Genomic DNA, 18204 nt, shown 5'->3' with positions numbered 1-18204 from the left:
GGCCTTCCTTTGAGGCCCGCTTTTTTGAGTCAGGCACAGATTCACGATGAATAAAAAACTGATAGCCCTGCTGGCGATCGCGCCGCTATTAATCTCCTGCTCCGGACAAAAAAAATCGCAGTATCACGAAGAGTGGGTTAAAGATACCAACGGCTTTGACATTCTGATGGGACAGTTTGCCGCCAATATTGAAAATATCTGGGGCATTAATGAAGTCCTTATCGCCGGGCCGAAAGATTATGTGAAGTACAGTGACAGCTACTACACCCGCAGTCACATCAACTTCGACAAGGGTAGTATCACCATTGAGACCATCTCCGGTACCGATCCCATGGCCAGCCTGCGCCAGGCGATCGTCACCACCCTACTGATCGGCGACGATCCGGGCAATGTCGATCTCTACTCTGACGCCAACGATATTAAGATCAGTAAAGAGCCGCTGCTGTATGGCCAGGTGCTGGATAATACCGGGCAGCCAATCCGCTGGCAGGGGCGCGCCGCCAGCTTTGCGGACTACCTGATCCAGAACAAACTGCAAAAACGCACCGCCGGGCTGCATGTGATATGGTCGGTAACCATTCCGATGGTGCCGAACCATCTCGACAAGCGTGCACATAAGTATCTGCCGATGGTGCGCAAATCTGCTGAGCAGTATGGTGTCGATGCCTCACTGATTCTGGCGATTATGCAGACCGAATCGAGCTTTAACCCCTATGCGGTCAGCCACGCTGATGCGCTGGGGCTGATGCAGGTGGTGCAGCATACTGCCGGCGTTGACGTCTTCCGCATGAAAGGTAAATGGGGCAAGCCGAGCCGCAGTTATCTGCTGGACCCGGAAAACAACATCGATGCCGGTACGGCTTATCTGTCGCTGCTGCAGAAAAGCTATCTGGGCGGCATTCAGGATCCCACTTCGCGTCGCTATGCGGTGATCACCGCGTATAACGGCGGTGCCGGCAGCGTACTGCGCGTCTTCTCCAGCGATAAAGACCGAGCATTTTCGCTGATCAACGATATGTCGCCAGCCGATGTCTACCAGACGCTGACCAGCCGCCATCCTTCTGCCGAGTCGCGTCGTTATCTCTATAAAGTTAACCAGGCGCAGCGCAGCTATCACCGCTATTAAATGCGCCGGATTGTCGCGCCCTGCCCGATCGGGTCAGGGCGCGATACGCTCAGGTCAGCATATTCGCCACCAGCTGCTTATAGCCGCTGCTCTGTTCCGCGATATAAACACCCTGCAGCTCCGGTGAAAAGCCCGGCAGCTGGTTGATGCCCGCTTCCAGCGCGAGGAAGTAGCGCTGTACCGCCCCGCCCCACACCTCGCCGGGCACGACGCACAGCACGCCCGGTGGATAAGGTAGTGCCCCTTCCGCCGCGATGCGCCCTTCCGCTTCTGCGACCGGCACCAGCTCCACTTCACCGCGGATATAAGCCTGATGCGCATCCTGCGGATTGACCGCTACCGGCGGGAAACAGTCAGCGCGGAACATCGCTTTCTGCAGATCTTTAACGGCAAAACTGACGTAGAGATCGTGCATCTCCTGACAGAGGCGGCGCAGCGTATAGCCGCGATAGCGCTCCGCATGCTTGCGATACAGGCTCGGCAGCACTTCCGCCAGCGGCGCATCTTCGCGCACCTGCTGTTCAAACTGCTCCAGCATCGCCACCAGATGCGCCATCTTCTCCGCGCTTTCTGCCGGCGTCAGCAGGAACAGAATGGAGTTGAGATCGCACTTCTCCGGCACGATGCCGTTCTCACGCAGATAGTTCGCCAGTATGGTGGCCGGAATGCCAAAGTCGCTGTACGCGCCGCTGCGTGCGTCGATGCCCGGCGTGGTAAGCAGCAGCTTGCAGGGGTCAATCTGATACTGGCCCGGCGCATAGCCGCTGAAGCCGTGCCACTCTGCGTCGGGCTCAAAGCTAAAGTAAGCCGGATCGCGGGCAATAGCGGCGCTGTCTGCCTGCTGCCACGGCGCGCCGTGTACCTGAGCAGGCAGAAACGGTTTAATCATGGTGCAGCGCTGCAGGATCGCTTTACGCGCATCAATGCCCTGTATGACGCAGTCGTGCCACAGGCTGCGTCCTGCCTCGCCCTGGTGCATACGCGCGTTGATATCCAGCGCGGCAAACAGCGGATAAAACGGGCTGGTTGAGGCGTGCAGCATAAAGGCGTTGTTCAGCCGCTTATGCGGGCAAAAGCGCTGCTGACCACGGATATGATTATCCTTTTTATGGATCTGTGAGGTCTGCGAAAAGCCCGCCAGCTGTTTGTGTACTGACTGGGTGACAAAGATCCCCGGATCGTCTTCCGTCAGGGTAAGCGTCAGCGGTGAACCCGCTGCCATCAGCGGAATAAACTGTTCATAGCCGAGCCACGCGGAGTCAAACAGAATGTAGTCGCACAGATGACCGATGCGGTCCACCACCTGACGCGCGTTGTAAACGGTGCCGTCATAGGTGCCGAGCTGGATAATCGCCAGCCGGAATGGCCGCGCCTGCCTGGCGCGTTCAGGGTTAACCTTTGCGATCTCTGCCCGCAGATAGCTTTCATCGAAACAGTGCGCGTCGATGCCGCCAATCAGGCCAAACGGATTACGTGCCGCCTCCAGGTAGACTGGCGTGGCGCCCGCCTGCAGCAGCGCGCCGTGATGGTTGGATTTATGGTTATTGCGATCGAACAGAACCAGGTCGCCGCGCGTCAGCAGCGCATTGGTGACGACTTTATTAGCGCTTGATGTTCCGTTCAGCACAAAATAGGTTTTGTCGGCGTTAAAAACGCGGGCTGCAAACTTTTGCGCATCTTTCGCCGAGCCTTCATGGATTAGCAGATCGCCCAGCCGGACATCTGCATTACACATATCAGAGCGGAACAGGTTTTCACCATAAAATTCATAAAACTGCCGCCCGGCGGGATGGCGGCGGAAAAACGCCCCGCCCTGATGGCCCGGGCAGGCGAAGGTGCTGTTCTGCATATCGACGTAGCGCGTCAGGGTATCAAAGAAAGGCGGCAGCAGTGCCGCCTCATACTGCTGCGCAGCCTGCTCCAGCGCCTGCCACTCTTCAGCTGCGCCGTTGATTTCTCCGGTCACGCCAGGCAGATCCAGCACTGCAGTATCAAACGCGTTAGCCACAAATACCGGCAGGTTAAATCCGGTCTGGCGCAGCAGCATCAGTACGCCGCTGCGCGTATCCGCCAGTGAGAGCACCACCGCGGCAACGTCAGTAAAGTCGGTCGTGTCGAACGTCACGACATCGCGGGTGGTATTCAGGCTCAGGCCCGGCGCAATTGCGACGCTGGCGGCTATTTTCAATGGGTTCATAACTCAAATCCCCGGCATAACAGGATGAGTGGGTGCCAGTGGCACAGAAAGGAACGGCGTGACCGGTGCAGGACACCCGCCGGTCGCGATAATGGCATTTTTTGCTGCCGCTCACAATCAGGGGTACTATTGGCTGCACACTTCCTATCGCCGGAGGCGGCATGTTCAAAGCATTAGTCATTGAAAATGATGCACAGGGGTATCGCACCTCCCTGCAGGATCTCTCCGAGCAACAGCTTCCCGATCGGGATGTTATCCTCGATATCAGCTACTCCACGCTGAATTACAAAGATGCGCTCGCCATCTGCAACAAAGGGCCGATCGTACGCCAGTTTCCCATGGTGCCAGGCATCGACTTTGTGGGCCGCGTGACCCATAGCCGCCATCCGGCGTGGCAGCAGAACGATCTGGCGCTGCTGACCGGCTGGGGCGTGGGTGAAAAGCACTGGGGAGGACTGGCGCAGAAAGCCAGCGTCTCCGGCGACTGGCTGGTCAGCGTGCCGGATGCGCTCAGTCCGCAGCAGACGATGGCGATAGGCACCGCCGGCTTTACCGCGATGCTCTGCGTGATGGCGCTGGAAAAACAGGGCATCACCCCGCAGCACGGCCCGGTGCTGGTAACGGGAGCCAGCGGCGGCGTAGGCAGTTTTGCGGTGAGCCTGCTGGCACGCCTGGGATATGAGGTGGTCGCCGCCAGCGGACGCGCAGCTGAGCGCGACTACCTGTGCAATACGCTGGGCGCCACAGCGGTAATCGATCGTGCTGAACTCAGCGAACCGGGTAAACCGCTGGCAAAAGAGCGCTGGGCTGCCGCCATTGATACCGTGGGCAGCCATACGCTGGCCAACGTGCTGGCAGGGATGCGGCGCGACGGCGTGGTGGCCGCGTGCGGAATGGCGCAGGGACTGGATCTGCCGGGCAGCGTGGCCCCCTTTATTCTGCGCGGCGTCACGCTGACCGGTATCGATAGCGTTATGTGTCCGCAGGCGCTGCGCCAGCAGGTGTGGCAGCGGCTGGCAGAACAGGCCGACAGCGCGCTGCTGCAGCAGATAACCCGCATCATTCCGCTCAGCGAAGCGCAGGAAGGTGCCGAACAGCTGCTGGCGGGCAACGTGCGCGGCCGGCTGATAGTGGATTGCCGTCAGGGAGTTAACGATGTCTAAGCCCGCGATTACCCTGCACTACTGCACCCAGTGCAACTGGATGCTGCGTTCAGCGTGGATGGCTCAGGAGCTGCTGCAGACGTTCAGCGACGATCTCAGCGCGGTCACGCTGCAGCCTGGTACCGGCGGCGTCTTTGAGATCAGCGTGGATGGTCAGGTTATCTGGGAGCGCAAACGCGACGGCGGTTTTCCGGATGCGGTCACGCTGAAACAGCGCGTGCGCGACTACTGCTGGCCGGATCGCTCACTGGGCCATGCCGACAAACGGCGCTAGCGCCGCTCGCCGGCAGCGGGATATCTGCCGCTGCTTACTTTTCAGGTGACTTTTGATGCCAGTAGGCGACGGCGCGGACAAAGTCCGTATCCGCGCCGCGCTGCTGCGTAAAATAGTCGCTGAGCTGCTTCACCGCATTGCCTTCTCCGGTCAGCCAGACAAAATAGTCATCGCCGGTAAAATCGATGGCAGACAGTTCTGCCGTCAGCTGCGCTGGCGTAGTGGTCGCCATACGGTTGCTGCCCAGCCAGTGGACGGTAACGCCCTCCATCTCTTCCAGATAGTCGTGTCCGATAGCGGCATCCGTAAACGCCAGCAGGTGAACGTGCTGCGCCTGCAGCTCCGCATAGCGCCGCTTAAAAGCAGGCAGCCCGGTTTCATCGCAGACATACACCTGGCAGGCGTAATCCACCGGCATAATGCAGGAGCCGCGCGGCCCGCCCATCGCGATCCGGTCGCCAGGCTTAGCCGCAGCTGCCCAGCCGCTCGCCACTCCGTCATCATGCATATAGAAATCGAGCGTCAGAGAGTCGACGCCGTTAAACGCCAGCGGCGTGTAGTCACGCGCGGCGGGACGCACGCCCTCAGGCCAGACGATGCCCTCTTCACTCAGCTGCGGCAGCGCAACATCGCAGCCCGGCCCGGAGGGAAAAAAGACTTTGATGTGATCGTCAAACGAGGGGGAATGAAAGCCTGCCAGATCGGCCCCGGTAAATACAATGCGCCAGAAGACGCCGGCAACACGGGTTTTGCTGGCTACCGTCAGATGACGAAAGCGCAGCTCATTACGCACTCGCTGCGGTGCACGACTCTTTTTCTGTGACAATTCACTTCTCCCGGCAGCGGCAGCAGCGCACTCCGCCTGTGCCGCCACGCTAAATTAATGTAAATAATTCTCATTACGTGGCGAAACGATAGCGGTGACCGCGCCGGGAAACAATGTCGAAAAATGCGGTTGCCGCATTAGCGGAGAGCGGCGGCAGGTGTCAGGCGTGCAGATCGCTGCAGCAGAGAGAAACGTTCTCACTGTTTTCATACTGAGGCAGTGCGTTATCACCCACAATTTCCTGCTGAGCACAGCGCTGCTGGTGCGGATGCAGGCCACCGGGGGGTGAAAATGGCTCAGCCATTTGCGCACCGGCCAGCGATGAAAAAACGGCAAGCGCCGCGGACAAGAACAACGGTAAAAGTCGCATGATAATTTAGGGTTTCATTTAAAGATCCGGAGCGGATCGGGAATGCAGAGAGCCATCCAGCCTGATGCTGCGCTGCCAGCACATGGCGCGGCAGGTCAGGCTTCGGAGCAGAATTTTACGCCGCTACCGGCGCAGGGTTTATAAAATTGTGCGGTTTGTCACATTTAGCCGCACAATTTGCTGATTATTCCAGTGCTACCGGAATATGAAAGGTGCCCTGCAGCAGCTGCGGCGTACTGTATTTCAAATCGAGCCTGAGCAGATCTTTACCGGGCCGGCGTGCCACGCCGAGCGCGGGCAGATGGTTGTAGTAAATCTCGGCGGTGAAGGCGTTGATCTCTTCCGGCGCGCCATGCCAGTCGATCTCTGCATACAGCCCGCTCTCGCCGGTCCAGTTCTGCACATGCTGCGGCAGAACGTCAGCGTGCTCACTCTCCAGCGCCTGAAACAGGCTGATATGCTGCTGATCGAGCGAGCTCACGCCGGGACTGAACTGAAAACCGAGCCAGCCGCGCGTGGCGTGCTGTCCGGCAAAGGCGATAAAGTCGCGTGTATGCTGCGCCACAATATGATTGTGATGGTCAATATATTCGCCAAAGCGGCACTCCCACTCCACCACCTCTCCACTCAGACGAATTTCCGGCTTCTCGGCGAGCCGTGCTTTAACCCACGGGCGCGGCGCAGAGATGCGGCTGTGAAAAGCTTTCATGCGCATTTCCGGAATACGACGATAGGCGCCAGGCGTCAGCGAGAAATGGCTTTTGAACACGCGGGTGAAATTTTGCTGATTGTCGAAGCCAAAACGTACGGCGATGTCGATCAGCGGCATGCTGGTTAAGCGAAGCGCCATAGCGGATAAAGTCAGGCGGCGTTTGCGCGTGTAGGAGGCCAGCGTCTGGCCGGTCATCTCCTTGAACATGCGCTGCATATGCCATTTGGAATAGCCTGATTTCAGGGTGATAAGATCGATATTAAGCTCATCGGTCAGGTTGGCTTCAATCCAGTCAACCAGGTCAGAGATATACTGCTTTTTCAGGTTCAGGCTAAGCATGGTTCTAATTGAATGAGTCAGGAAAGCGCGCGTTAATGCATTATTTGTCACATAAATATAACAAAATCGCCTAACCAACGTAAGGAAGAGTAAAGGATCCGCTCAGGGCGGCGCACTAATTGCTTAGGTTACTAACTTTTTTTAACGCAAGGCGAGCGGCACGCTGTGCTGTGCCGCTCTGCTGCAGACAGATATTAATGCGAACGCATACCTGCCGCGGTCATCATCATACGAAACAGGGATGCCACCACGCCGAGTGCCAGCACGCTTGCACCATAGATGATCACCAGCCACATCACCCGCTTCCAGAGCGGCGCTTTGTGTTCAGTGTGCTGTTTCATGTTGCTGACCTCCGTTTGCATCTCAATGGTATCCTGCGTCAGCTTTGATTTTTCCGCGGAACACATAGTAGCTCCAGAAGGTATAGCCCAGAATCATCGGGATAATCAGCAGGCTGCCCACCAGCATAAAGGCCTGGCTCTGCGGCGGCGATGCCGCTTCCCAGATAGTTACGGATGGCGGAATAATGTTTGGCCAGACGCTGATGCCAAGCCCGGAGAAGCCGAGGAAAATCAGCGCCAGCGTCAGCAGGAACGGCGAATAGTGCGCCTCACGTTTGATGGCGCGCATGATCCCCCACGAGCAGAGCAGAACCAGTACCGGCACCGGCAGGAACCAGAACAGGTTTGGCCGGGTAAACCAGCGCTGCGAAATCGCTTCGTGAGCAAACGGCGTCCACAGGCTGATAATGCCGACTATCACCAGCAGCGCAATCACCAGCGGCGTAGCCAGCGCAGACATTTTACGGTGCAGTTCATTTTCGGTTTTCATGATAAGCCAGGTGCAGCCCAGTAGCGCATAGGCCACGACCAGACCCACGCCGCAGAACAGCGGGAACGGGGCCAGCCAGTCCAGAGCTGAACCGGCAAACTCACGTCCTTTAACCGGGAAACCGTTGATCATCGCACCGACCGCCACGCCCTGGCTGAAGGTCGCCAGCAGCGAGCCGGCAATAAACGATTTATCCCAGAATGCACGATGCTCTTCGGTCGCCTTGAAGCGAAATTCAAACGCCACACCGCGGAAAATCAGGCCGATCAGCATAGCCGTCAGCGGGATCGCCAGTGCATCAGCGATCACCGCATAGGCGAGCGGAAAGGCACCATACAGCCCTGCTCCGCCCAGCACCAGCCAGGTTTCATTACCATCCCAGACCGGCGCCACGGTGTTAACCATCATGTCGCGCTCAACGGCATCTTTGTTAAACGGAAACAGAATACCGATGCCCAGGTCAAAGCCATCCATCACGATATACATCAGCGTGGCAAAGACGATGATGGCGAACCAGATAACGGAAAAATCGATCATTTATTTACCCTCCTGCGAAGCATCCAGGCTCTCATGTGCAGCAGAGAGCGGGCGCGCTGGCGTCTTATCCTGACCCGGACCACCGTGACGGACATCTTTCCCTTCACCGGTGTGCGGACCTTTTTTGATCAGGCGCATCATATAGACATAGCCCACGCCAAACACCGATGAGTAGACCAGGATAAAGGCCAGCAGGCTGATACTCATATGCAGGTCGCCATGCGCTGAAACCGCATCAATTGTGCGCTGCACGCCGTAAACCACCCACGGCTGACGTCCGATTTCAGTGGTGAACCAGCCAGCAAGGATAGCGATCAGGCCCGATGGTCCCATCAGCAGCGCAAACCACAGGAACGGTCGTGAGCTGTAAAGACGCTGTTTATAACGCAGCCACAGGCTGAACACGCCGAGCGTGATCATCAGCAGCCCCATCGCCACCATGACGCGGAACGACCAGAAGATCACCAGCGAATTAGGCCGATCCTCTTTCGGGAAGGTTTTCAGTGCCGGAACCTGTTTATCAAGACTGTGCGTCAGGATCAGGCTGCCGAGATAAGGAATTTCCAGCGCATACTTCGTACGCTCCTCTTCCATATCCGGAATACCAAACAGGATCAGAGGCGTGGCTTCACCCGGCGGGTTTTCCCAGTGTCCTTCAATGGCAGCAATTTTTGCCGGCTGATGCTCCAGCGTGTTCAGGCCGTGCGCATCGCCAATCATCGCCTGAATCGGAGCAACAATCAGCGCCATCCACAGCGCCATTGAGAACATCTTGCGGATCGCCGGGTTGTCATTGCCGCGCAGCAGATGCCATGCCCCGGACGCGCCCACAAAGAAGGCGCTGGCAAGGAATGCCGCCACCGACATATGGAACAGCCGATAAGGGAATGAGGGGTTAAACACAATTTTGAACCAGTCTTCCGGCACCACAATACCATTCTGGATGATGTAGCCCTGCGGCGTGTGCATCCAGCTGTTTGATGCGAGGATCCAGAACGTGGAGATCAGCGTACCTAACGCGACCATACAGGTGGCGAAGAAGTGCAGGCCTGGTCCGACGCGGTTCCAGCCAAACAGCATGACGCCGAGGAAGCCCGCCTCAAGGAAGAAGGCAGTCAGCACCTCATAGGTCAGCAGCGGACCGGTAATACTCCCGGCAAACTGCGAAAACCCGCTCCAGTTGGTCCCGAACTGATAGGCCATAACCAGACCTGAGACCACCCCCATACCGAAGTTCACCGCAAACACTTTCGACCAGAAGTGATAGAGATCGCGATAGGTTTCGTTACGGGTTTTCAGCCACATCCCCTCAAGCACTGCCAGAAAGCTGGCAAGCCCGATAGTGATGGCCGGGAAGATAATATGGAAGGAGACAGTAAACGCGAACTGTATCCTGGCCAGATGAAAAGCATCTAATCCAAACATTGCTTACCTCATTGCCACAAAATTACGCGGAATTTTTACTTATTATTAACAAAGATGGCGCACAGAATAATTTCTGCTACGCCGTCATCAATTCCCGCCAAATGTGAGAAACCGGCAGGAACAAACGGAAAAGTAGGAGTGAATAAAACTATACCAGTAAATCTTGATTAAGATCATTGTTTTTGCGAGAAACTATCTGTTTAAAATCACTGAGTTAAGGTTAATTATCCTGCTCTATTGTGACAATGTTGTTATTAAGCTTAGCGGCTGTAAAAGAGATTACTTCTTTAAGCAGTTCATTTGATTGTTAATTACGGTAACAACCAAAACGGCAGCCTGATGTTTGCGCCAGCGCAGTGTAAAAATTATTGCACGGCCGTTTTTTAGTTAAATTAAAATTAAAAAAAACCTGTTTATAGCGAAAGGTAATTAATAACGTTTTCGCTTAGCGCCTGCTCATCTGGCAAAAAATTTACCGCGGCGAGGTCCTGTGCAGATTCCGGATGTACAGACGCCCGGATGGCTGTAACGCGTAAGTCGCGCACCGGGTGCAGAAAACAACCGCATAAATTGATCAAGAAAAAAGGGAGAGCGGCGCCTGAAATTGGCGATTTTCTTATTTGCAGATTAATCCGGTGCGCTTTCTGAAGGTATATTTAAGAAACACCTTAAATATCTTTAAATACAGGCCGTTGTTAATATTGCAAAAAAGGCAAAAACGGCGATCCATCGACAATATTTATTACGTTCATAGATATTTCGCATTGTTGTCTGCAACCGCGAACCCTCTATAATTTGTCTTTTGAGCAACCAGGAATTTCAGGAGGCCGTTATTAATACTAACCACCAGCCACGCCAGGTGTTCGGTGAACACGAAGCCCATGCTGATCTGGGGTATCAATACGATCCTCATGAGTTCGTGCGTGAAGGCGCAGAAGATTCGGAGCCAGAACCTGAGCTGATTCAGGGACTGCCGGCACCGGATGCGCTGACGCCTGCCGATCGCTATCTGGAGATGTTTGAACACGTTCAGACCTCTCATATTTTTGCTGACAGCAAAACATTTCCCGACTGTGCGCCTAAATTCGATCCGCTGGATATTCTTATCCGCTATCGTCGCCGCAAACGGGCGGGCGATCTCGATCTGGAAAAGTTTATTCATGAGCACTTTTACCTGCCGCAGGTAAATGAGAGCTTTTATGTCTCAAATCCGGATAAAACGCTGAAAGAGCACATCGATGATCTGTGGCCGGTGCTGACAAAAATGCCTCAGCAGCATATGCCACACTCCTCGCTGCTGCCGCTGCCAAAACCTTACGTGGTACCCGGCGGCCGCTTTGGCGAAACCTATTACTGGGACTCCTATTTCAGCATGCTGGGGCTGGCTGATGCCGGACGTGACGATCTGCTGCGTCATATGGCGGACAATTTTGCCTGGCTGATCGATAACTACGGTCATATTCCTAACGGAAACCGTACTTACTATCTCAGCCGCTCGCAGCCACCGGTATTTGCCCTGATGGTGGAGCTGTTTGAAGAGGATGGCATTCGCGGTGCCAAACGCTACCTTGACCAGCTGATGAAAGAGTATCAGTTCTGGATGGATGGCGCAGGTGAGCTGATGCCGCATCAGGCTTATCGTCACGTTGTGCGCATGCCCGACGGCTCTCTGCTCAACCGCTACTGGGACGATCGCGACACACCGCGTGATGAATCCTGGGTGGAAGATGTGGAGACGGCCAGCAAGTCGAGCCGTCCGGCCAGTGAGGTTTACCGCGATCTGCGCGCCGGTGCTGCATCCGGCTGGGATTACTCTTCACGCTGGCTACGCGATCCGCAGCGACTGGCGAGTATCCGTACTACGCAGTTTATCCCGGTCGATCTCAATGCGTTTCTCTACAAGCTGGAGCTGATGATCTCCACGCTATCGCACGCCCGGGGCGAAGAGCTGACGGCGCTGGCGTGGCAGAAAAAAGCGGATGCGCGCAAGCAGGCGATTAACCGTTACCTCTGGGATACCACCGCAGGCGTTTATCGTGACTACGACTGGCGCAACGAGCGGTTTGGCGCCTTTACTGCCGCTGCGGTTGTACCGCTGTTCCTCGGCCTCGCTTCGCCTGAGCAGGCGCATCTGCAGGCGATTGCGCTGCGCCAGCTGCTGCTGACGCAGGGCGGACTGCTGACCTCGATGGTCGAGAGCGGCGAGCAGTGGGACGCGCCTAACGCCTGGGCACCGCTGCAGTGGATGGCCGTAGTGGGGCTGAATCATTACGGTGAAGAGACGCTGGCCACTGAGATTGCGGTGAACTGGCTGACGACGGTGAAAAACTTCTACTCGCTGCATCACAAGCTGGTTGAGAAATATGATATCAGCGGCGATCGGGCGCGTCCGGGCGGCGGCGGCGAATATCCGCTGCAGGACGGTTTTGGCTGGACCAACGGCGTGACGCGTCGTCTGCTGACGATGTATGGTCATCTGCTGGCAGATTAACTCTGCCCTGCAGTTCAGAGGAGGTCGCCCGCAGGCGACCTTTTTTTATTTCTGCTGCTGCAAAAAGGCGAGCAGGTCGGCGTTGAGTCGATCCTGATGAGTAACAGCAAAGCCGTGCGGTGCATTGTCATACACTTTCAGCTGTGAATGTTTAATCATCTCATGCGCCAGCTTGCCGGTCGCCTCAAAGGGTACGACCTGATCGTTACTGCCGTGGATCACCAGCGTGGGCACATCGACTTTAGCGATATCATCCCGGAAGTCCGTCTCTGCAAACGCCGTAACGCAGTCGATAGTCGCTTTCAGCGAAGCGAGCAACGCGATATTGAGCGTCTGGGTCAGCACCCCGTCTGAAACCTGCTGTCCGGCATTCAGACCATAAAACGGCGTGGCAAAATCGCTGATGAACTGCGCACGGTCCTGACGTAATCCCGCCCTGATATCATCAAAGACCGCCTGTTCCGGGCCTTCCGGATGATCCGCTTTCCGGCCAAACACCGGCGTCACGGCACCCAGCAGCACCAGCGATTTTACTTTTGCGCTGCCGTAGCGGCCAATGTAGCGCGTGACATCGCCTCCGCCCATTGAAAACCCTACCAGCGTAATCTCTTCCAGCTGGAGATGTTCGATCAGGTCATGGATATCATCAGCGAAGGTATCGTAGTTATACCCTTCCCACGGCTGCTCTGAGCGGCCAAAACCGCGACGGTCAAACGCGATAACCCGATAGCCCCGCTCTGCGAGGAAAGTCAGCTGGCTGTCCCACATATCCGCATCCAGCGGCCAGCCGTGGCTGAACAGCACTGGCTGGCCGCTGCCCCAGTCTTTGAACCAGAGCGTAACGCCATCTTTAGTCTGAAAAGTGCTCATCTCATTCTCCGTGTGTGGCCGATAACAGGCAGTTTTATTGCCGGCAGAGATCGCTGCAGCAATAATCACAGACAAGTTTAGGCGCATTACGCGAACAGGGGTGACAGCGGATGCGTTTAATAATTAAATGTCGCGTCTCTCCTGCCCGGAGGCAGCAAGCCTTATCCCCTGTTTTCCGTTACGCTTCACCTGATACATCGCCTCGTCCGCCCGTTTCAGCGCATCATCAAAGCTCTCTTTTGCCCGTACCTGAGCCACCCCGATTGAAGCGCCAATCTGTGCGAGACCGTTGTCGACATCAAACGGCTGCAGCGCCGCCTCCAGCACCGCCTGCGCCAGAATCCGCACTTTAGGGTAGTCGATCAGGAATGGCATCAGCAGCACAAACTCATCACCGCCGAGCCTGCCTGCCAGCACCACAGGCGGCAGAGCGTCCAGCATCCGCTGGCTGAGCTGGATCAGCACTTCATCACCGCTGCGATGACCGAGCGTATCATTGACGTGTTTGAAGTTGTCCAGATCGATAAACGCCACACAGAGCGGCCCTCCGGCCTGCATCTGCGCAAACTGAACGGAGAGCGCATGGCGATTGGCGAGACCCGTCAGCGGATCGTGATGCGCCAGCAGCGCAAGCTGAGCCTCATAATTTTTCTCTTTGGTCATATCGATATGCGTACCGGTCACACGCAGCGGATTACCCGCCGCATCCCACTCGCTGACGCGACCGCGGTCCAGCACCCAGGTAATTTTGCCATTTTTGCCAATCATGCGGTGCAGCGCCTCATACCACGGTGCCCGCCCTTCGATATGGTCGTAAAACGCCCGCAGCACCTCATCAGCATCTTCCGGATGCAGGCACTCCCGCCAGGCATCAAACCGCGCTTTGGTCTCTTTCGGCTGAAAGCCGAGCATCGCCCCCCAGCGCCGGTTGAATATCACCAGTTTGCCGCTGGGAATGTCCAGCTGCCACAGGCAGAGTCCGGTGCCATCCAGCGCAGCGCTGAGTTTATTGCGCGCATCATGCGCAATGCGCTTCAGGCGCGCGTTGTGTTTTTTCAGGTTCTGGATCTGCTGACGCAGGGCTTCTTCAGACATAGTCAATTACGGTGAGAAAATAAACGCTATTTTGCCTGTCCTGAATTTTCTGTAAACAGACGAGGTGAAAAGCCGACGAGTTTCGGAAAATTGTCCCAACCGCAGAAGTAATGGCGCATTATCGGCCAGTTTTCAGTTTGCTTTGTCTGTTGGGGCTGGGCGCGAAGCAGCGCGGGGCTGAGAAAATAGCGCGGAGCTTTGCGCTGAGCAGCGCGAGGCTGGGTGCGGCAGCGCGCGGCACTGAGAGGTTCCGCCCGCCAGGCTTCTGGCAGTTTCAGCGGCGCTTGCGCACGCGGACGGGCTAAGGGGCGGGTGGGCGCGCCCCTTAGCAATCCGCGCCCCGCGCCGTCCTCGCGAATTCCCGGACTTATCCCTCCGGCCTTAACGGACCGCGCGGATTCGCTCCTGCTCAGCCCGCGCTCTCGCCGGCGTCCTGCCGGCTCGCCCTGGCCGTCACTCTGCGCCCGGCGCTGCGGATAGCGCCCCCTTCCCGCCTGCACATTCATTTTTTCATTCTTAAAAGGTTGCAGGGTCTGAACCTGCGAACAAAATCCACAGCCATAAAAAAAACCAGGAAAGAGAAAAAAGTGGAAGCCGGGGGAAGCGCCATCCGGGTCCGCCGAGGGAGGGCGCGATTCCGGGATGAGCCGACAGGACGTCGGCGAAAGGGCGCGGTGAGCAGGAGCGAATAGCGGCCGGTCCCCGGGAAGCGGGCGTGAGCGAGGGAACCGCGCAGCGGCGGGCGGGGCTGGCGCAGGGCCGGGGAGTGCAGAGGACGCCGCCGCAGCTGACGGCGAACGGAACCGGCCCCGTGCCCCTGTGGCGAACGGAACCAGTCCCGTGCCCCACGCCCCTGTGGCGAACAGAACCGGCGTCAGCCTCCTCTCTCTCTCAGGTCCTGACGCGCAACCGCGCTTCAATCATATCGGCGACCTTGGTCACCACCCACGCAATCACCATATAAAACACCACGGCAATCAGGAACGCTTCGAGATAGTAGAAGTTCAGCGCCGCCGTCAGCTGCGCCTGCGCAAAGATATCCACTACTTCGATAGCAAAGGCGAGCGACAGCGCTTTCATAATCACCATAAAGGCGTTGGCCAGATCCGGGATCGCCGCCACGATGATTTGCGGGAACATCACGCGCCGGAACAGCTGGCCACCGCTGTAACCCAGCGACAGCGCGGCGTCGGACTGGCCGCTGTCAAACGAGTTCAGCGCCCCTTTCCACACTTCTGCCTGAAACGCCGCTACGCAGGCGCTCAGCGCGACGATGATAATCACCCAGTTAGGCAGCGAGTGAGCATTCACCTCAACGTTAAACAGCGTAGCGAAGAAATGCAGCGCGGATGGCAGACCGTAGTAGGCGAGAAAAATCACCACCACCATCGGCACGCCTTTAAAGGCAATTTTGTAAACCATCACCAGCTGACGCAGTAGCGGAATACGCTGATGCTCAATATATGCAAACAGCCCGCCCAGCAGCGTGGAACAGATAAACACCGTTACCGCCATCAGCAGCGTAACCGGCACCGCATCCAGAATGCTCCAGAAATCGGGCAGTAGTACTTCAGTATCAAACATGCGCGCTCTCCTGCTCAGACGCTGGCGGTCAGCTTGACGCGCGCCGTTTTGGCGCTGTACTTCGCATGACGCTGTTCAAAGAAACGAATAATCAGCCAGGCGACCAGACAGAGCAGCGAATAGATCACCGCAAGCACCAGATAGGTACCAAACTGATACTGGTTATAATCGCGCTCCATAATCAGATGCGCCGTCGCCATGACATCAGCGGCACCGATATACATCACCAGCGCAACATTATGGATCAGGTAAATTATCGCGTTACCATAGCCCGGCAGCGCAAAGTGCACCGCCTGCGGTCCTACCACGCGCAGCATCTTGTGACGAAAGCCGTAACCCAGGCTGTCCGCCGCATCGTGCTGACCGCGCTCTACCGCCAGAAACGCCGGGCGCATCACTTCGGAGAGATAGCCGCCGTGATAGAAGCTCAGGCCAATCATGGCGGCCAGATTAGGTGAAACAAAATCCGTAAAGCCGAGCTGCTGCGTGATCAGCGGCAGGCCGTAGAAAGCGACAAACAGCTGCAGAACCACCGGCACGCTGCGCGCATAAGAGACGTACAGATCGGCCAGCTGGCTGACCAGCGGAATACGACGGACGCGGAAAAGCGTCGTGATGAGCGCCAGAACAAAGCCAGCCAGCATCGCAACAAACATAATACCGAGCGTCAGCGGCAGCGCTGACAGCAGCTCGGGGATCATGGCGGATAGATTCACGGTGAAACACTCCTGCTTACTATAGAGCCGCGCCTGCCAGAGAGCCGGCGCGGTATCTGCTTGTGAATCCGTTACTGCATATATTTCGTGACGTCTTCACCAAACCACTTCTGCGCCAGCTTATCCAGCGTGCCGTCCACCTTAAGATCCTGCAGCGCCTTTGTAATGTCCTGACTCAGCGCCTGATTCTCTGCCGAACGATGCAGCAGCACATAGGTGTTGTTGATCGCCACCGGTTCGCTCGCTTTGATAGCCAGTTTCTGGTTATCAATGACCGTCTGCTCGCCGAGGTTGGATGGCAGGATCAGCGCGTCATACTTGCCGTTCTGCACCTCTTTCAGGCGATCCGGATAGGGCACGCCAGCACTGGAGGCTTTAATGGCGATCTTGTCGTTCGGATTATCCTGCTGCCACTGCGTCACAAATTTGTAGACGCCACCGCCAGCGGTCACCGGGACAACCTTTTTGCCCACCAGATCTTTCATGCCCTGAATGGTGCTGTCGCTGCGGCTGTAGATCTTCATCAGGCTGGCACCCATCGGTGCATCCGGGATCAGGAACTGCTTGCTACGCGCCGGGGCCTTATAGTAGCCGCCGGTTGCCATATCATATTTGCCGGTCGCCAGCCCGGTCTCCTGAGCGATATCCGCGGCGCCTTCCATCACAAATTTGTACTGCGGCAGTCTGGCATTAATCGCTTTCAGCACGTCGGGCTCATAGCCCTGCGGCTCATGACCAATCGCGCCCCAGGAGAGCGGCTTGGACTCTGCAGCGGTAGCGATTTTGATGGTGCGAACCGCATCGGCAAAGCTGCTGCCGCTGACCAGCGCCAGTGCGATGATGCCAGGCGCGGCCAGGCGACGTAATGTTGTTTTAAGTGCAGGCATGATCTTGATTCCTCTGATTATTAGAATATGCGTTCTGAGCTGAGAAACTGGGCAAGGCGCGGCAGGGTCGGGTTTTCAAACATCTCTGCCGGCGTACCCTGCGCGGCGACCACCCCCTGATCCATAAACACAATGCGGTTAGAGACGCTTTTCGCAAACTGCATCTCATGCGTGACCAGCAGCGAGGTGATGCCTGAGGAGGTGACATCTTTGATTACCTTCAGCACCTCACCCACCAGCTCCGGATCCAGCGAAGAGGTCGGTTCATCAAACAGAATGACCTCCGGCCGCACCGCCAGTGCGCGGGCAATGCCGGTGCGCTGCAGCTGTCCGCCAGATAGCTGGGAAGGATAGTGATCGGCTTTCGCGCCGAGTCCGACCCGCTCCAGCTCCTCAAGCGCGATGGTCCGCGCCTCCTGGCGGCTTTTGCGCTGGATCACGATCAGCGGATCCATCACATTCTCCAGCACCGTCATGTTCTTAAAGACGTTGAACTGCTGAAATACCATCGCGGTACGCAGGCGGATCGCCTGGATCGCCGCTTTATCGGGTTTGCGATAATCCATGCGGATCTGATCGAGCGCGATCGTTCCGGCTGTGGGCTTTGCCAGATAATTAATGCAGCGCAGCAGCGTGGTTTTACCGGTGCCGCTTGGCCCGATAATCGACACCACATCGCCCCGCTTTACCGTCAGATCGACCCCTTTCAGAATCGGGTTGTTACCATAGGCGAGCGTAATATTATTAAGTTCTAACATGGC

General features: G+C 56.8%; 17 protein-coding genes. 4 read left to right on the top strand and 13 right to left on the bottom strand.

Features of this window, described 5'->3' with window-relative positions; genetic code table 11:
• The first annotated feature begins 46 nt into the window (after positions 1-46).
• A complete protein-coding gene (gene mltC / locus C1Y41_RS10875; protein ID WP_039380107.1) occupies positions 47-1126 on the top strand; it encodes a membrane-bound lytic murein transglycosylase MltC in 1080 nt (359 codons plus the stop codon).
• A gap of 49 nt (positions 1127-1175) precedes the next feature.
• On the opposite strand, the gene C1Y41_RS10870 is transcribed toward mltC, so the two are convergent.
• A complete protein-coding gene (locus tag C1Y41_RS10870; protein ID WP_104085452.1) occupies positions 1176-3323 on the bottom strand; it encodes an ornithine decarboxylase in 2148 nt (715 codons plus the stop codon).
• Between the two features lie 161 nt (positions 3324-3484).
• Between C1Y41_RS10870 and C1Y41_RS10865 the strand changes: the two genes are divergently transcribed.
• Both C1Y41_RS10865 and C1Y41_RS10860 read left to right on the top strand, forming a co-directional pair.
• The gene (locus C1Y41_RS10865) at positions 3485-4486 is read left to right on the top strand and encodes an MDR family oxidoreductase (protein ID WP_104085451.1); all 1002 of its coding nucleotides are present in this window, start codon (positions 3485-3487) and stop codon (positions 4484-4486) included.
• The gene (locus C1Y41_RS10860; RefSeq protein ID WP_039380110.1) at positions 4479-4760 is read left to right on the top strand and encodes a SelT/SelW/SelH family protein; all 282 of its coding nucleotides are present in this window, start codon (positions 4479-4481) and stop codon (positions 4758-4760) included. The genes C1Y41_RS10865 and C1Y41_RS10860 overlap by 8 nt, the downstream gene beginning before the upstream one ends.
• 34 nt (positions 4761-4794) lie before the next feature.
• Here the strand turns inward: C1Y41_RS10860 and C1Y41_RS10855 are convergent, their stop codons facing one another.
• The 6 genes from C1Y41_RS10855 to C1Y41_RS10830 all read right to left on the bottom strand — a co-directional run bounded on the left by C1Y41_RS10855 (position 4795) and on the right by C1Y41_RS10830 (position 9800).
• Entirely contained in the window at positions 4795-5586 is a 792-nt protein-coding gene (locus tag C1Y41_RS10855) for a siderophore-interacting protein (protein WP_104085450.1), read from the bottom strand.
• A 160-nt stretch (positions 5587-5746) separates the two neighbouring features.
• Entirely contained in the window at positions 5747-5890 is a 144-nt protein-coding gene (locus C1Y41_RS10850) for a cytochrome P450 (protein ID WP_223811773.1), read from the bottom strand.
• Between the two features lie 250 nt (positions 5891-6140).
• Complete coding sequence (locus C1Y41_RS10845) at positions 6141-7007, bottom strand: helix-turn-helix domain-containing protein (RefSeq protein WP_104085449.1); 867 nt, start codon at positions 7005-7007, stop codon at positions 6141-6143.
• A gap of 194 nt (positions 7008-7201) precedes the next feature.
• The gene (locus C1Y41_RS10840; RefSeq protein ID WP_369826793.1) at positions 7202-7348 is read right to left on the bottom strand and encodes a DUF2474 domain-containing protein; all 147 of its coding nucleotides are present in this window, start codon (positions 7346-7348) and stop codon (positions 7202-7204) included.
• A 22-nt stretch (positions 7349-7370) separates the two neighbouring features.
• Positions 7371-8375 (bottom strand): cytochrome d ubiquinol oxidase subunit II, encoded by a 1005-nt coding sequence (gene cydB / locus C1Y41_RS10835; protein ID WP_039380114.1) that lies wholly within the window; start codon positions 8373-8375, stop codon positions 7371-7373.
• On the bottom strand, positions 8376-9800 hold the full coding sequence (locus C1Y41_RS10830) for a cytochrome ubiquinol oxidase subunit I (protein WP_039380115.1): 1425 nt from the start codon (positions 9798-9800) through the stop codon (positions 8376-8378).
• Positions 9801-10632: 832 nt separating this feature from the next.
• On the opposite strand from C1Y41_RS10830, the gene treF reads away from it, so the two are divergent.
• Positions 10633-12291 (top strand): alpha,alpha-trehalase TreF, encoded by a 1659-nt coding sequence (gene treF / locus C1Y41_RS10825; RefSeq protein WP_094111541.1) that lies wholly within the window; start codon positions 10633-10635, stop codon positions 12289-12291.
• Between the two features lie 45 nt (positions 12292-12336).
• Here the strand turns inward: treF and C1Y41_RS10820 are convergent, their stop codons facing one another.
• From C1Y41_RS10820 to C1Y41_RS10790, 6 genes are all read right to left on the bottom strand, one after another.
• Positions 12337-13161 carry an alpha/beta fold hydrolase gene (locus tag C1Y41_RS10820; RefSeq protein WP_071668595.1) on the bottom strand — a complete coding sequence of 275 codons (825 nt, stop codon included), beginning with the start codon at positions 13159-13161 and terminating at the stop codon, positions 12337-12339.
• A gap of 123 nt (positions 13162-13284) precedes the next feature.
• Complete coding sequence (locus tag C1Y41_RS10815; RefSeq protein WP_039380118.1) at positions 13285-14256, bottom strand: sensor domain-containing diguanylate cyclase; 972 nt, start codon at positions 14254-14256, stop codon at positions 13285-13287.
• An 891-nt stretch (positions 14257-15147) separates the two neighbouring features.
• Positions 15148-15840, bottom strand: a complete 693-nt coding sequence (locus tag C1Y41_RS10805; protein WP_039380119.1) for an amino acid ABC transporter permease — start codon at positions 15838-15840, stop codon at positions 15148-15150.
• Between the two features lie 14 nt (positions 15841-15854).
• Positions 15855-16541 (bottom strand): amino acid ABC transporter permease, encoded by a 687-nt coding sequence (locus C1Y41_RS10800; RefSeq protein WP_199181693.1) that lies wholly within the window; start codon positions 16539-16541, stop codon positions 15855-15857.
• A gap of 86 nt (positions 16542-16627) precedes the next feature.
• Positions 16628-17443 carry a transporter substrate-binding domain-containing protein gene (locus C1Y41_RS10795; protein WP_104085445.1) on the bottom strand — a complete coding sequence of 272 codons (816 nt, stop codon included), beginning with the start codon at positions 17441-17443 and terminating at the stop codon, positions 16628-16630.
• Positions 17444-17463: 20 nt separating this feature from the next.
• Complete coding sequence (locus C1Y41_RS10790) at positions 17464-18201, bottom strand: amino acid ABC transporter ATP-binding protein (RefSeq protein ID WP_039380122.1); 738 nt, start codon at positions 18199-18201, stop codon at positions 17464-17466.
• Positions 18202-18204: the final 3 nt, after the last annotated feature.

Source organism: Pantoea sp. ICBG 1758 (assembly GCF_002928325.1).
GTDB classification, from domain to species: domain Bacteria; phylum Pseudomonadota; class Gammaproteobacteria; order Enterobacterales; family Enterobacteriaceae; genus Pantoea; species Pantoea eucrina.
The sequence above is the reverse complement of the archived record's forward strand: the minus strand, read 5'-3'. Positions and strand labels throughout refer to the sequence as shown.